At 34.3% G+C, this 14,798-nt stretch carries 19 protein-coding genes and 1 pseudogene; 15 read left to right on the top strand and 5 right to left on the bottom strand.

Translation table 11 applies throughout. The features are described 5' to 3' along the window. Position 1: 1 nt before the first annotated feature. Positions 2–211 carry a hypothetical protein gene (locus tag ACUN26_RS13495; protein WP_000801649.1) on the bottom strand — a complete coding sequence of 70 codons (210 nt, stop codon included), beginning with the start codon at positions 209–211 and terminating at the stop codon, positions 2–4. Between the two features lie 84 nt (positions 212–295). Between ACUN26_RS13495 and ACUN26_RS13490 the strand changes: the two genes are divergently transcribed. From ACUN26_RS13490 to ACUN26_RS13470, 5 genes are all read left to right on the top strand, one after another. Next, positions 296–1,045 (top strand): Nif3-like dinuclear metal center hexameric protein, encoded by a 750-nt coding sequence (locus tag ACUN26_RS13490; protein WP_001027988.1) that lies wholly within the window; start codon positions 296–298, stop codon positions 1,043–1,045. Positions 1,046–1,209: 164 nt separating this feature from the next. After that, positions 1,210–2,058 (top strand): phosphotransferase, encoded by an 849-nt coding sequence (locus ACUN26_RS13485; RefSeq protein ID WP_000355231.1) that lies wholly within the window; start codon positions 1,210–1,212, stop codon positions 2,056–2,058. Positions 2,059–2,085: 27 nt separating this feature from the next. Further along, positions 2,086–2,643 (top strand): DUF7010 family protein, encoded by a 558-nt coding sequence (locus ACUN26_RS13480; protein WP_001017279.1) that lies wholly within the window; start codon positions 2,086–2,088, stop codon positions 2,641–2,643. Between the two features lie 28 nt (positions 2,644–2,671). After that, positions 2,672–3,496 (top strand): MBL fold metallo-hydrolase, encoded by an 825-nt coding sequence (locus ACUN26_RS13475; protein ID WP_000788159.1) that lies wholly within the window; start codon positions 2,672–2,674, stop codon positions 3,494–3,496. Between the two features lie 16 nt (positions 3,497–3,512). Further along, positions 3,513–4,079 carry an SGNH/GDSL hydrolase family protein gene (locus ACUN26_RS13470; protein ID WP_000855188.1) on the top strand — a complete coding sequence of 189 codons (567 nt, stop codon included), beginning with the start codon at positions 3,513–3,515 and terminating at the stop codon, positions 4,077–4,079. Between the two features lie 44 nt (positions 4,080–4,123). Here ACUN26_RS13470 and ACUN26_RS13465 read toward each other — a convergent pair whose 3' ends face one another. Then, positions 4,124–4,540: an SRPBCC family protein gene (locus tag ACUN26_RS13465; protein WP_000951541.1), complete on the bottom strand. Its 417-nt coding sequence runs from the start codon at positions 4,538–4,540 to the stop codon at positions 4,124–4,126. A 79-nt stretch (positions 4,541–4,619) separates the two neighbouring features. Continuing rightward, on the bottom strand, positions 4,620–5,630 hold the full coding sequence (locus tag ACUN26_RS13460) for an aldo/keto reductase (RefSeq protein ID WP_000040531.1): 1,011 nt from the start codon (positions 5,628–5,630) through the stop codon (positions 4,620–4,622). Positions 5,631–6,243: 613 nt separating this feature from the next. On the opposite strand from ACUN26_RS13460, the gene ACUN26_RS13455 reads away from it, so the two are divergent. Together ACUN26_RS13455 and ACUN26_RS13450 are read left to right on the top strand one after the other, a co-directional pair. Next, positions 6,244–7,305 (top strand): oxidoreductase, encoded by a 1,062-nt coding sequence (locus ACUN26_RS13455; protein WP_000176605.1) that lies wholly within the window; start codon positions 6,244–6,246, stop codon positions 7,303–7,305. A gap of 32 nt (positions 7,306–7,337) precedes the next feature. Then, positions 7,338–8,075, top strand: coding sequence for a GntR family transcriptional regulator (locus tag ACUN26_RS13450; RefSeq protein ID WP_000146293.1), 738 nt, complete (start codon positions 7,338–7,340; stop codon positions 8,073–8,075). A gap of 227 nt (positions 8,076–8,302) precedes the next feature. Here ACUN26_RS13450 and ACUN26_RS13445 read toward each other — a convergent pair whose 3' ends face one another. After that, entirely contained in the window at positions 8,303–8,647 is a 345-nt protein-coding gene (locus tag ACUN26_RS13445; RefSeq protein WP_000860824.1) for a winged helix-turn-helix transcriptional regulator, read from the bottom strand. 527 nt (positions 8,648–9,174) lie between these two features. Here ACUN26_RS13445 and spxA point away from each other — a divergent pair. The 8 genes from spxA to ACUN26_RS13405 all read left to right on the top strand — a co-directional run bounded on the left by spxA (position 9,175) and on the right by ACUN26_RS13405 (position 14,423). Continuing rightward, a complete protein-coding gene (spxA, locus tag ACUN26_RS13440; RefSeq protein ID WP_000236192.1) occupies positions 9,175–9,570 on the top strand; it encodes a transcriptional regulator SpxA in 396 nt (131 codons plus the stop codon). Between the two features lie 46 nt (positions 9,571–9,616). After that, complete coding sequence (locus tag ACUN26_RS13435; protein WP_000573525.1) at positions 9,617–9,751, top strand: BA3454 family stress response protein; 135 nt, start codon at positions 9,617–9,619, stop codon at positions 9,749–9,751. Between the two features lie 111 nt (positions 9,752–9,862). Continuing rightward, positions 9,863–9,997 carry a BA3454 family stress response protein gene (locus ACUN26_RS13430; protein WP_000573526.1) on the top strand — a complete coding sequence of 45 codons (135 nt, stop codon included), beginning with the start codon at positions 9,863–9,865 and terminating at the stop codon, positions 9,995–9,997. A 218-nt stretch (positions 9,998–10,215) separates the two neighbouring features. Then, the gene (gene saiR, locus ACUN26_RS13425; RefSeq protein ID WP_001083461.1) at positions 10,216–10,629 is read left to right on the top strand and encodes an Rrf2-family transcriptional regulator SaiR; all 414 of its coding nucleotides are present in this window, start codon (positions 10,216–10,218) and stop codon (positions 10,627–10,629) included. 161 nt (positions 10,630–10,790) lie between these two features. Then, the gene (locus tag ACUN26_RS13420) at positions 10,791–11,123 is read left to right on the top strand and encodes an IDEAL domain-containing protein (protein WP_000987479.1); all 333 of its coding nucleotides are present in this window, start codon (positions 10,791–10,793) and stop codon (positions 11,121–11,123) included. A 296-nt stretch (positions 11,124–11,419) separates the two neighbouring features. Beyond that, positions 11,420–11,902, top strand: coding sequence for a DUF2975 domain-containing protein (locus ACUN26_RS13415; protein WP_000815889.1), 483 nt, complete (start codon positions 11,420–11,422; stop codon positions 11,900–11,902). Between the two features lie 10 nt (positions 11,903–11,912). Further along, positions 11,913–12,131 carry a helix-turn-helix domain-containing protein gene (locus ACUN26_RS13410; RefSeq protein ID WP_000974630.1) on the top strand — a complete coding sequence of 73 codons (219 nt, stop codon included), beginning with the start codon at positions 11,913–11,915 and terminating at the stop codon, positions 12,129–12,131. Positions 12,132–13,103: 972 nt separating this feature from the next. Then, complete coding sequence (locus tag ACUN26_RS13405; RefSeq protein WP_001014167.1) at positions 13,104–14,423, top strand: aromatic amino acid transport family protein; 1,320 nt, start codon at positions 13,104–13,106, stop codon at positions 14,421–14,423. A gap of 164 nt (positions 14,424–14,587) precedes the next feature. Here the strand turns inward: ACUN26_RS13405 and ACUN26_RS13400 are convergent. Next, a pseudogene (locus ACUN26_RS13400) lies at positions 14,588–14,716 on the bottom strand (VOC family protein); the annotation flags it as partial. Positions 14,717–14,798 lie beyond the last annotated feature (82 nt).

Raw genomic sequence — 14,798 nt, 5'->3', positions numbered from 1 at the left:
CTTATCTATTCAACACTTCAATATATGAAGCATTTCCCGTTGTTCTTAAAGCGGAGCGAAAATTATTATTTTCTAAAGTCTCAGCAACTTGTTTTAATTGCTGCGCATCATCGTGGTGAATAAGTAAACTGTCTGCGCCACTTTCTTCTATATGAATGTGTTCGACATTTCCAATCGCATCATGTACAGCTTTTAAAAATTCAGGTTTCATATTGTCCTCCTATATGTATGTAACGTTGTTATTTAGTATTTCCTTATTTATGAAATATAAAAGTAAATGAAAGGAGAAATGAAAATGAATATAACGCAGTTTAACGAACATATAAAATCGCTATTTGGAGAGCATCTTCATAAATACGGCGATGATGAATATGGTTATACTCATATAAGTAAAGAGGAGTTTCACAAAATCGGTTACACAACAAATTTGACACTAGAGACGATTGAGGAAGCGTATAAAAATGGAGTCGATATGATAGTTACACATCATGCTCCTTGGAATTTTTTGTTTGGCATGGAAGAGGCTTGTATTGAGAAATTAAAACAATATGAAATGAATCATTTTTGGATTCATTTGCCGTTAGATTTTATTGAATTTGGTACGTGTACGTCATTATTTAATGAAATGGGGATAGATACAATTCTAGAATACTCTACGTATGAGGAAGAGGAATTACCTGGAATAGGAGAATTTGAAGAAGCGATTGCATTTTCAAACTTGGTTGAAAAACTTGAAGAAAGAATGGAAGAGAAAGTGAAGAGCTGGAGGAATCACGATAAACCAATAAAACGGATTGCGATTTTAACTGGTGCAGGTAACAATACAAATTTGATTGAGCGAGCATTAGAAAAAGGTTGTGATACGTATATAACAGGAGAAAAAACATTATATACAGTGCAACATGCAAAATTTAAAGGTATCAACTTAATAGTAGGTAGCCACACATTTACAGAAGTGTTTGGTGTAGAAAGTTTGGCTCGTAAATTACAAGAGAGAGATCGTGCAATAGAAATTACTAGATTAAATGAAGATCATTTGGAATAAAGAAATCGCATCGCAATATCATAAATGGAATGAATTATATGATGAAGTAATGAAAGTGTAATTTGTTATATTAAGATGGGTGGGAGGAATCCCCTTATGTCTGTCAAATAATAGTAAAGTTTCCTTTTGAATTAAGGGAATATTCAGAGTGTAAGGGTGAGGGAATGGACATTTCAATAATCGCTGCACAACTAGTTAAAGAGAAGGTTATTTTACATTATCCAAAAAACATGAAAGGTTTGAACGGGGGAACGACAAGTACAATATATTTGTTGGATGAACAATACGTTGTAAAACTGAATGAATCGGATGTAATACGTGAAGAAGCTTATTTTCTTCAGTTTTATAAAAAGAATGATGCGTTTCCAAAGCTTTTATATAAGGATCCGTTAAGTCGATATATTGTTTATTCATTTCTTGAGGGGACTACTTCGTGCAAATCTGGCCATAAACGAAGTATACTGTGCAAACTTGTAAAGGACGTTATCAATAAGTATGAAAAAGTTCCAAAGGTGAGTGGCTGGGGATGGAAGGACAGTACGGTTCAATCTTGGAATGAATTTTTAACAGTAACTGTGATGGAAGCTCACGAAAATGTAAAGTCGTACATAAGTGATGAAGAATGTAGACTTGTTTTTAAGTTAGCAAATAGTCCGAATAGAGGGGCTGGAATAGATGAGCCATTTTTATTACATGGCGATTTCGGATTCCATAATTTTATAGTTCAAGAGAATAGGTTACATGGAGTAATTGATCCTTTACCAGTATTAGGAGATCCTATATACGATTTAATTTACGCGTTTTGTTCAACTCCGGAAGATTTAACGAAAGAAGCAATTGATTATGTGATGAAACAAAGTGTATTTCATAGAGAAGACCGTAATTTATATGAAGAAATGGTCATAGGTTTATATTTGCGGATAGATACGTGTTTAAGACACCACCCGAAAGATTTAGAAGATTATTTAGCAGCTTGGCGTTATTGGATGGGCGAGGTTGAGACTACTTTATAGCACAAATATTTTTGGGGAGATGGTGAGATGAATATTGCAGAAGCGAAAAAGGATTTAGCAATCAAAACGAAGAGAGGATTACCGATTATATTAGCTGGTGTTTTATTTTGGATGGTTATGAGTATAACGGGCTTTGTTCTTTCTGAAAAACAAGTGGTGTGGGTATATTTAATCGGTATGGGATGTGTGTTTCCTTTCGGCTTAATGATAGCTGCTATATTGAAAATTGATATGTTTGCGAAAGGAAATCCGTTAGGGATTTTGGCAGGATTAATTGGTGGGATAAATGTATTGAATATTCCGCTTGTATTACTTGCCTATTTTCAATTTCCAGAATGGTTACCTTTTGTAGTAGCAATGTTAATAGGTGTTCATTTTATCCCGTACGTATGGATTTATGAAAGCAAAAGTTATGGTCTATTGTCAGTAGGGACTGTATTCGTGACGTCAGTTTGCGGGATTCTGTTTGCAGAAAAAGGATTTACGGTGATTCCATTGTCGGTTACAGCTGTTTATTTACTTACTTATATAAGTTTATTAATTGAAAATAAAAAAGCAGATCAGTATCAACAAAAATCAGCTTAATAAAAATATAGGGATAGGGGGAATTAGGATGAAAAATTTCGTTTGTACAACGTGTGGTGTGCAGTATGCAGCGAGTGTAGAGGAACCGGTGAGTTGTCATATTTGTGATGAAGAAAGGCAATATGTGAATCCGAAAGGGCAGTCTTGGACGACTTTAGAAAACTTGCAAATAAGTGATACATATAAAAATGAAATAATCGAAGAAGAAAACGGGCTTTATAGTATTACGACCAAACCAGGGTTTGCGATCGGTCAAACAGCATTTGTAGTGAAAATAGAATCATATCGATTACTATGGGACTGCATTACTTATTTAGATGAAATGACAATTGCGAAAATAAAAGAGCTTGGCGGATTAGATGCAATTGCATTGTCTCATCCTCATTATTATTCAACGCAAGTAGAATGGGCAGAGACATTTGATGTACCAATTTATATACACGAAGATGATAAAGAGTGGGTGATGCGCCCGAGTAGTCGTATTATTTATTGGTCTGGTGAGTCTTTACAATTAGCTGATGGATTGGTCATTCATCGTCTAGGAGGTCATTTTAAAGGTGGATCTGTCTTACATTGGGAAGAAGGTAATGATGGAAAAGGAATTTTGTTAACAGGTGATATTATTCAAGTTGTAGCGGATGAGCGATGGGTAAGTTTTATGTACAGCTATCCAAACTTAATTCCATTACCAGCGAGAAAAGTGGAAGAAATGGTGAATCGAGTGAAGCCGTTACAGTTTAATCGTTTATACAACGCTTTTCATCGCGTAGTAAAAGAGAATGCAAATGAGGCAGTGGAACGTTCTGCTGAAAGATATATTAGGGCGGTAGAAGGAAAGTTATTTCATACGTAAAAGGAGAGCAAGTCTAATGAAAACGTTAGTATGCTTCGGTGATAGTATTACAGCTGATGATGTATTTTTTGATGGTACACCTAGATTAACACCAAGGTTACAAAGGATATTCTCAAATTGGGAAGTGGTGAATGCAGGTGTTCCAGGTGATAATACATTCGATGCGTTAAATAGGATTGAAGAAGATGTATTATCACATAAACCAGATTTCGTAACAGTTTTTCTTGGCACGAATGATGCAGTTTCTTTTTCACAAGGGTCATTACAAACATACAAAGAAAATTTAGAGAAGATTGTGAACCATATTTCGTCAGGTAAAGTACTGCTTATTAGTCCTGCACCAGTTGATGAAGAAAGACAGCATAATAGAACAAATAAAGTGCTCGGTCAGTATGCAGACGTGGTAGAGGAAGTGGCGAAAGAAACAGGAAGCTATTTTCTAAATTTGTATGCTGAAATGATTCAAGAACGGAATTATAAAACATTTGTAGAAAATGATGAAAGAGATGGGCTACACTTTGGACCAGAAGGGTATGAGTATGTAGCGAAGTTGATTGATGAAAAGTTAAAAGGGATTTTATAAAAAAGCAAAGCGATATCGCTTTGCTTTTCATTGTTTTTAGTAGCTCAATCTAGAAATGCTTGCTGCAATGCTTTCAGTCCATCGCTGTAGATGCTATGAAACAGATTTATTGCCTCTTCATCACTAACCTCTACAGGGGTGAAAGTGCCAGACCACTCTACTAACGATGTGTTACTTTCAGTACCTTCTTTCACCTGGATTGTAGATAGATAATTAGTGACTGGGAATGGTGCATTCATGATTGAATACGTGTAGTAGCGTTCTTTCTCATTGAATACTTCTAAGCGTTCTATAATCGTATCACCATCTGGATTAGCTAGGTGACGTACACGACCGCCTTCAGTTAATTTACTGCTAGGTATATAAGGTAACCAGTCTGGAAGGGAGTTGAAACCTCCGATTAATTGCCATACTTGTTCAAGGGAACCGAAAATTGTCATAGATGTAGTAGTATGTGCCATATTTATTATGCTCCTTTTTAACTCGCTATTTGCGGGGAAATAATCAGTGGGGGATGCTCCCACTGATTAAAGTTTCACTTTATTTTACGTTGATTGGTAGTGGTGCATTAGGTGCTACTAGTTTTTGTTCGCGCATTTCTTCCCAGAATGCTGCGGGAATTACTGTGTTTAATGCATTTTGGTCTTCTACAATTCGTTCCGGTTTACTTGCACCAGGAACAACGGCAGCAACCGCTGGGTTAGCCAATGAAAACTGTAAAGCAGCAGCTTTAATGCTGATTTCATGACGATTTGCAAGAGCTTTGATTTTCTCAACTTTTGCAATAATTTCTGGTGATGCTTTTTGATATTCGAAGTGAGCACCTCCAGCAAGAATACCTGAGCTGTATGGGCCACCAACAACAATATCCATATTATGCTTAACAGCTGCAGGCATTACTCGTTGCAAGGCACGCCCGTGGTCTAATAGTGAATAACGACCAGCTAACAAGGAGATATTTGGCTTCGCTTCTTCCAAATCAAGCATAAGTTCAATTGATTCTACTTTGTTTACTCCAAGTCCCCAACCTTTAATGACTCCTTCTTCACGTAAACGTGTTAGCGCACGGAATGCCCCTGTTCGAGCCGTTTCAAATTGTGAAATCCACTCGTCGCCATAAAAGTCTTGTGCTAAATCATGAATGAAAACAAAGTCTAGACGATCTGTTTTTAAACGTTTCAAACTTTGCTCGATAGAACGAAGTGTTGCATCTGCGCTATAATCATTGATCATTTTATTTTTACGACCAAATTCGAAAAGTCCGCCTTTTTCACCTAAATCACGTGCAGATGGATCTTCTAGCTCATCCGAAATAGTTCGACCCACTTTCGTGCTTAAAAAGTAATCATCACGATTTCTTTTTGATAGTGCTTCACCAAGACGGATTTCCGCTAATCCAGATCCATAAAGTGGAGCTGTATCAAAGTAACGAACGCCATTCTCCCAAGCAGCATCCACTGTAGCGATTGCTTCTTCTTCTGGGATATTACGGTACATATTCCCTAGTGGAGCTGTACCAAAACCGATTTTTTCTTTTAGTAATTTACTCATTATAGATATCCTCCTAAAATGTATTTAAAAATTAATTAATCATTGTGAATGGATGTGAAAATTAAAACATGCCATTTCATCGTCCGGCAAAATGCATGATAAAAGTATTGAAACAGTTAAAAAAGTAAGTACTTTAAAGTACGATGGATACCTAAAAGATAACATAGGTAATATTTACTACTGAATTACTTATGCAACTCTTACAAATGCTATTATGAAATGTATTTTACATAATGAAAAGTACGTACTTTAAAGTGCTATAGATACTTAAAAGTAATATTAAAATATTTTAGCTTATTTGTTTTATAAAATTATTAAAGGGGTTTTTACATGAAGACACACACTATTCCTGTGGAGGAAACTTTAGAAATTATTCGTGGAAAGTAGTTATTCTTTGTCATTTAAAGAAAGACAAATAGAGAACGTGCGAATTAAAAAAATTAATGTTTGGTATTACACAAAAATAGTAAAAAGTCAGGATGAAAATCGAAATGATTTTTATCCTGACTTTTTATTTAATATATAATTTCAAAAATAAAACTATATACTTTTTATCATAAAAATATATAATAAATATAGAAACGAAAATTTATGAGCAAGGAAGTTGAAGAACATGACATTAACAATGGGCTTTATTGGATTTGGAAAATCAGCTAACCGTTATCACCTACCTTATCTAAAGACACGTAATAATATAAAAGTAAAAACAATTTTTGTACGTCAAATAAATGAAAAATTATCGGCTCCATATGAGGGAAAAGGTGTTTACTTCACTACTGATTTAGACGAATTGTTGAATGACAAAGAAATTCAAGTTGTGACAATTTGTACGCCAGCACATACGCATTATGAATTAGCAAAAAAAGTTATATTAGCTGGAAAATCAGTTATCGTTGAAAAACCATTTTGTGATACAGTAGAACACGCCAAAGAATTATTAGCATTAGGACGAGAGAAAGGCGTAGTCGTTATGCCTTATCAAAACCGCCGTTTTGATGGTGATTTTTTAGCTGTGAAGCAAGTAGTTGAACAGGGATTCCTTGGTGATATTATTGAGATTGAATCACATATTGATTATTTCCGTCCAGGTTCAATCACTCATGAAGCTCCAAAAGAAGAAGGTTCATTTTACAGTTTAGGTATTCATACGATGGACCGCATGATTTCACTATTCGGCCGTCCAAATACGGTGACATACGATATTCGTAATAATGAAGTGGAAGGTGCGGTTGATAACTATTTCGATGTTGGTCTACATTACGGAAATCAGTTGAAGATTAAGCTGAAAACGAACCATGTCGTAGCGAAAGATTATCCACGCTTTATCGTTCATGGAACAAATGGTTCATTTATTAAATACGGTGAAGATCAGCAGGAAAATGATCTGAAAGCGGGTATTATGCCTGAGAGTGCAGGATTTGGTGAAGATTCGCCGATGTACTATGGAATTGCTAAATATCGTAACGCAAACGGTGATTGGATTGAAAAACAAATTAAAACGCCGCTTGGTGATTACGGTCGTTTCTATGATGCAGCGTATGAAACAATCGTAAATGGTGCACCAAAACTTGTGAAAGACGAAGAAGCAGTAACGAATATTGAAATCTTGGAAAACGGATTTGCTGCTCCATCACCTTCTGTTTACAAACTTGAGGCTTTACATTTGAATGAATAGAAGAGGGAATACAGTATAAAGGAGGTATGGAAATGGCAAGTGGATCAACACAAGTAAAATACCTCGGCATTTACCAAAAAATTAAACAGCAAATTTTAGACAGCGAATATAAAATTAACGAAAAAATCCCGAGTAGCCCCGTCCTTGCTGAAGAATTTAGCGTTTCAGCACTTACTATTAAAAAAGCGCTGGATTTGTTAGTCAGAGATGGCTACATCATCCGCAGGCGTGGAAGTGGAACCGTGGTTCAAGATTGGCGTCAACAGGAAAAGGCACGAATGATTCAAACTTTAACAGGTACGAAAGCTGTTTACGGCAGTGAGGTAGAAAGTAAAATTATCGAGTTTACGATTGTCGGTGCCGATGAAATTGTTGCTGAAAAATTGGGAGTTTTAATCGGTGATTTCGTCTATAAAATCATCCGCCTTCGAATCATCCACGGCATTCCGACGATTATGGAGCATACGTGGATGCCGATTTCGGTCATCCCAGGTGTTGAAGCTTCCGTTTTAGAGGAATCGATATACTCACACATTCAAAATAAACTTGGTTTTGAAGTAGGGACATCCGTTGTCAGGGTTAAAGGAGTTCGACCAGATGATCGAGAAAAGCAGTTTATGAACTTAACAAATCAAGATTTCCTAATGAGAGTTGAACAAGTGGCCTACTTAACGGATGGACGCACATTCGAGTACTCTTATGCCGATCATCTACCAGAAACCTTTGAATTTGAAACAGTTATTACCGCAAAAAGTTATAAAGAGACATAAAAAAGGTTGAGGCAAGTAGTGTCTCAACCTTTTTTTATGTCTTCGGTAGAATTTACACAAATAGAGGAATAGGTATCCCGCTATTTGAGGGCAGTGAGACTCCCACCTCAAAATTCAGCGAAAGCAAAGAGGTTAGGTGGGAGTCTCACTGCCCATAAAAGCCCGATTGGTGAAGGCTAATAATCAGTGGGGGGTGAACACCCCCCACTGATTAAAGTTTCACTTTATTATTCATCAGCTGTAATAAGCATGGATGTGTTCCCGTTTTTTTCAAGATGACCTTCTCCCCAAGCGCAGAGGGAATCGAGTATGGCTCCTAAAGATGAACCGTAATCTGTTAAAGAATACTCTACTTTCGGTGGTACTTGATCATATACTTTTCTTTGGATTACATCGTCTTCTTCCAGTTCACGTAATTGCTGTGTTAACATTTTTTGTGTAATACCAGGCATTAAACGTTTTAATTCACTCGTTCTTTTTGTTCCTTTTTTTAAATGACAAAGGATAACAACTTTCCACTTTCCACCAATAACTTCTAAAGTCGCTTCTACAGGAATATTATATGTTTTCATAAAAAAACTCCTTTGATGAATTTAGATGACAGTTTTGGGCCTACATACGTTTGAATACTAAAATTATTTCTTTTTAGTGCCTATAACACTTTAAAGTGCGTACTATTTATTGTGCTAAATATATTCCATAATAGCACATGTAAGCAAGAAATGAGTATAATATACTTTGAAGTGCATTTGAAATTGGTGAGAATAATAACTATGGGGACATTCACACAAAAGAAAACGATTTGTTACGTTGATAGATTTAATCCAAGACTTAACAGTTGATTAATCTAACTGTAAAGTTTAAAATTACAGTATAGTTTTAAGAAGTAAGTTGTCATCGTCTGTAAAATGTAGATACAGTAATTGTATGAAAGCATCATTTTAAAAGGAAACGGATAGTTGAGATAAATTAAACATTGTCGAATAAATAACATTACGTGAATTTGATTCTAAACTGTAATTTTTTTTAATACATTTCAATAATCCATATTTAAAATAATTGTACGTTTGATAAAGAACATTAAAGGAGTGAATAAAATATGGTGATTTTATATACGACAGCAAGCTGTGGTTCATGCCGAAAAGCAAAAGCATGGCTTGAAGAGAATCAAATTGATTATACCGAAAAAAATATCGTATCAAACTCTCTTACAGTCGATGAACTTAAATCAATTCTTCGTTTAACTGAAGAAGGGGCTACTGAAATTATTTCAACTAGATCCAAAATTTTTCAGGAATTAAATATAAATATCGAGGCGCTATCGCTTAATGAATTTTATAAATTAATAATTGAGTATCCTCAAATGTTGCGCCGCCCAATAATGTTGGATGAAAAAAGATTGCAGATTGGTTTTAACGAGGAAGAAATTCGTAAATTTTTACCACGTAGCGTTCGAACAGTTCTGAACATAGAATTGCAAAAGTTGGCTAATTAATAAGTAATATTTCTTAAAGGGAATTTTTGGAAGGGGGAAGCAAGAGATGATTGAAGTATGCGTTACAGTGAATTATAAAAATAGAAACTATCAAACAAATGTTATTGTGAGCAAAGATACGATCTGGACAAAAATTAAACAATTGGCAGAAGATCAAGTTAAGAAACAGTGGGGTTTTTAAGTTTGATTATTTAAAAAATGAAGTTATAGGTTAGAGATTCTAGCTAAATCCAAAACTTTTCAGGGATTAAATATAAATAAGTGAAATTTTTTTGAAAGGAGGAAGCAAGAGATGATTGAAGTATGCGTTACAGTGAATTATAAAAATAGAAATTATCAAACAAATGTTATTGTGAGCAAAGATACAATCTGGACAAAAATTAAACAGTTGGCAGAAGAACAAGTCAAGAAACAGTGGGATTTTTAAAATTATTTTTAGACTTAAAAAACATAAATGATAATAGGTAGTTCAAAAAGATAAATGTAACTAATAGACATCGGTGAGCTCGTATAGAATATAAATGAATGTATTTCTTCATAGTAAAAATTATTTATAAATCTTAACGTTTGACAAACCTATCTGTAATATTTATAGTTACAGTAAGTTGGAAAGTGATTAGCAATTTATATCGTAGGAGGAAGACCATGAACAGTGACTTTACCTTGGCCATTCACAGTTTAACTTATTTAGCACTACAGCCAGACCGGATGTCAACAAGCAATGCTATTTCAGAAAGTGCAGGTGTTCATCCAGTACGCATTCGCAAAGTGCTAAGTTTGTTAAAAAAACATAAGTTTATACAATCAAAAGAGGGAATTGGTGGAGGTTTTATTTTCGCTCGAGATTTAAGTGAAGTTAATCTCTGGCATATTTATCAAATAACCTCAGAAGGTGCTTTGCAACCTAAATGTCCAGAATCGAATGACCAGTGTATTGTAGGTTCGAATATGCGAAAAGTTCTTTTCACTATTTTCTTAGGTGCTGAAGAACATCTAGGTGAATATTTAAAGAACTATACGATGAAAGAAGTAGTCGATCTAATCAATCAAGAACGATAAACGGCTTAATTTCTATATGGCCGTGGAGTTCTTAATATCTAAATGTAATGGAAAATATTACAGTTCGAGTTGTTTTGTCTATCTTGTTTGTCGTCTCTAAAAAACGAGGAACGAATCCTAATAAATTAATTCTAAAATCATTTGTAGGAAGGTGAAAAAGTATGATGTCAAATAATCCTGTTTTAAAAGTAGGAGATTGGGTTCGAGGAATATCAGTAGAGGGTGAATTAATACTTGGTTATATTGAATCATTTGATCATGTAGGGGAAGTAGTTAAGGTTAATGTTGTTAAATGTGACAACAGAGATACAATAAGTAGAACAATGTCCTTTTTAAGTAAACACGTAAAAAAACTCCCTGAATCAAAAGCAATAAACAAGGAACAAATCCTTTATCTTATAGATCTTGCATTATTAACAGGGGATGAAGAATGGTTTATCAAGCTTTCTTCAAAATTAAATTCGATAAACGAGCTAGTGAATGGGGGAGTTTAAAAATTATATTAAATATAATTTTTTTTGGAATCTTTAGTTGTGATAAAATCAATTGTTTTGTGTGAAAAAAACCCATTAAATCAGGGAGTTCAGGAGAAATTCAATAACATGATTTATAAAATTAATATTTTAAAGTAAAAGCATTTCTTTGTAATGAGAAATGCTTTTTATTTTTGTTGAAATGAAAAGGATATTATATTAACAATAATAATATAATAAAAAACAACTAATATTTATTGTTAAACAATAAATGGTGTGATAAAATCATTTTGTTATTAAATAAGCGAGGTGCTTTTATGAAACAAGTTACGACACTCTTTTTAAAGCTAGCTATTATTTTTATAGGAATCCTAGTCCTTGTATTGTGCATATTTTTAGTGCCTAAGATTGGGGATTTTGCTGGAGAATTGTATCCAAATATTGCTTATATGAAATCTCTCGTTTTAATCGATATGTACGCGGCAGCGATACCTTTTTACCTTGCTCTGTATCAAGCATTTAAACTTTTAAGCTATATTGATAAGAACGAAGCGTTCTCGGAATTATCGGTAAAGGCTTTAAAGAATATTAAATACAGTGCCATCACGATTAGTACCTTGTACTTGCTAGGTATGCCACTCTACTATCTTATGGCGGCAAGAGTTGACCCTCCAAGTTTTATACCAATTGGATTGGTTATTATTTTCGCCTCTATGGTAATTGCCGTTTTTGCTGCTGTTCTACAAAGACTTTTACAAGAAGCTATTAATATAAAATCAGAAAATGATTTAACGGTCTGAGGTGGAGGATATGGCAATCATTATTAATATTGATGTGATGTTAGCAAAACGAAAAATGAGCGTAACGGAGCTTTCAGAGAGGGTTGGGATTACGATGGCAAATCTTTCTATTTTGAAAAACGGGAAAGCAAAAGCGGTTCGTTTTTCAACATTAGAAGCGATATGTAAGACTTTGAATTGTCAACCAGGTGATATTTTGGAGTATAAAAGAGACGAAGAGAATCAATAAAAATAGACAATGATTATTTTGTAAATAAGCCTTCCATATGGGGGGCTTATTATATTTTTCGGCTTAGCGTAGTTTTTGTAAAATGCTAGCGGGTTTCCTTATTGTCATCAAGTTAAAAAACGTATTGTCCGAAAAATGAGTTCAATTCTTATAGAAAACTTTGGTGGAAAAGAGATATCACTTTCCAATAAATGTATATAAATTCGGTATTGATAATATATATCCCGAAAATTTATTTTTCTATTTTGGAAATGTATTCATTAATTATTTATTACAATAGTTTTAGCGTATGAGGTGGAATGCATTAAGTAACTGGTATATCTTAAAAAAATGGAAAAAATTACTGCATTATGGCTGAAATTCATTATATATTGAAAATTTTTCCTGGTAAAAAAATCTGAAAATATAAAAATATTAATTTTATAAATATACACGTTATAATGAGGGCGTCGAGAGAAAATTTATTATCTCTGGAGAAAATATAAAAAATGCGATTACTAGTAAGAAAGGTGTGTGATTAGAGGCGGAAATGTATGTAAAGTGCTTCAGTGGCTTGTGTAATCAATACCATAAATGCTGCCGAAGTTATTAAAGTGATGTGTAGAATTGAGAAAGAAATGCCTCATAAATGAAGAGAGGCCGGTTTAGCTGAAATTACTGTTATAAGTAAAAAAAGAGAAACCACTAAAGTAATACACCGTTATTAGAAATGTTGCAACGTATTTATGAAGTCTATTCTATATTGTTCTCTTAAGGGTTCTTTATATAAAGAGCGGATACTACGAGTAAACTTTTTTGTTAACGCTAACAATTATATTAGGACGCTAACTAGCGAATGTTTCAATTTGGATTCATTATGATGAAGGACATGCAATGTGGGGCAACTTGTAAGGAATTCATTTTCCAAAAAAGGAAGATATTCGTTAGCTATAAAGAGAGACGTAAGAATAGGATACAAGGGGGAGTTATTATATGAACGGGAATACTGCAAAGAAAATAGAAGTTCAAGCTGAAAATACCGCACTAAAAAATGAGCAATATGCAGATCCGAAAAAGTGGCATAAGCAGGATACTACATGGGCATTGAGCCTATTTGGAACTGCAATTGGAGCGGGGGTGCTCTTTTTACCGATTAATGCAGGTTCAGGTGGTTTATTATCATTACTACTAATTACATTGCTTGCATATCCAGTTATGTATTACTCACATAGGGCACTTGCTAAAATGATATACGCTTCTAATTCTGCTGATGAGGGGATCACAGGTACAATTAGAGAGTATTTCGGAAATAAAGCGAGTATCATTTTTAACATCGTATATTTCGGTTCAATTTATACAATCGTACTAATGTATTCGGTTGCGCTTACAAATACTGCAAGTAGTTTTATCGTGCATCAATTGCACATGCCAGAACCTCCAAGGGCTATTTTATCACTTGTATTAGTTCTTGGTCTTATCGCTATACTGAATTTTGGTCAAGATATTACTGTAAAGGTAATGAGTATGCTAGTGTATCCTTTCATAGCTTCTCTACTTTTTATCGCAATATCTTTAATTCCACAGTGGAATACGTCAATGCTTAGTTTTTCAGCTGTTTCTACTGCTTCAACAGGTACAGGCTATTTTGGAACGATATTAATGATTCTACCAATCATCGTATTCTCATTTAATCATTCACCTATGATTTCATCATTTGTTGTGAAACAGAGAGCTACGTATGGAATAGAAGCTACTGATGCTAAATGTGCGCAAATACAAAAAGTTTGTTATATCATGACATTCGCTGTAGTTATGTTCTTCGTTTGGAGTAGTACATTAAGCTTGACTCCAGAGGATTTAAAAATGGCAAAAGAGCAAAACTTATCAATCCTTTCATATCTTGCTAATGAGCTTAATTCACCTGTAATCACTATTGCAGCTCCAATCATTGCTTTTGTGGCTATTACAAAATCTTTCCTTGGCCATTATATCGGAGCATTTGAAGTAATGCGTGACATGATTATTAAGTTCGGTAAATCACGTGGAAAAGATATAGAAGAAAAAACAATTAAGACAATCGTCCTTACTTTTGTTGTATTATCATGCTGGTTTGTTGCTTATACAAATCCAAGTATTCTTGGACTTATTGATTCTCTAAGCGGTCCATTAGTTGCTGCTATCTTATGTCTATTACCGATGTATGCAATCAATAAAGTACCAGTACTAGCTAAATACAAAGGGAAAATGAGTAACGTATTTGTTATTATTGTAGGTGTACTTACTGTTTTAGCAAGTATTAAGTCATTATTCTAATTCACGATTGTTAATTTTAGTGTGAAAATAGTGGACACGAAAAACTTTTTGGACAAACTTCTCGCATTGGAGAGTTTGTCCTTTTTTAGTCATTCCATCAACTTGCCGACAAACAGCCATCTTCCAGGCAGAAGATGGCTTGTTTCGGTATTAATTTATTTTAACTATTCACGTCTGAATGGCCCTTTTGGAGCAATTAGCTCTAAATTAGTACCATCTGGATCGGGGAAGTAGGCAACTCCTGTACCAAATCCAGATTTCTAGCCGTCTTCTTGAAAGATAATTGGTTCGTCATATGGTGCTATCCTATGCCCATCAAGCTAACAAAATGGATTGCCTCTGAAACAAAAAATGATTTTTATTACTATAAAAAAC

The organism is Bacillus sp. WC2503 (assembly GCF_052682895.1).
Note: the sequence above shows the minus strand (reverse complement) of the source record. Positions and strands in the feature narration are given on the sequence as shown.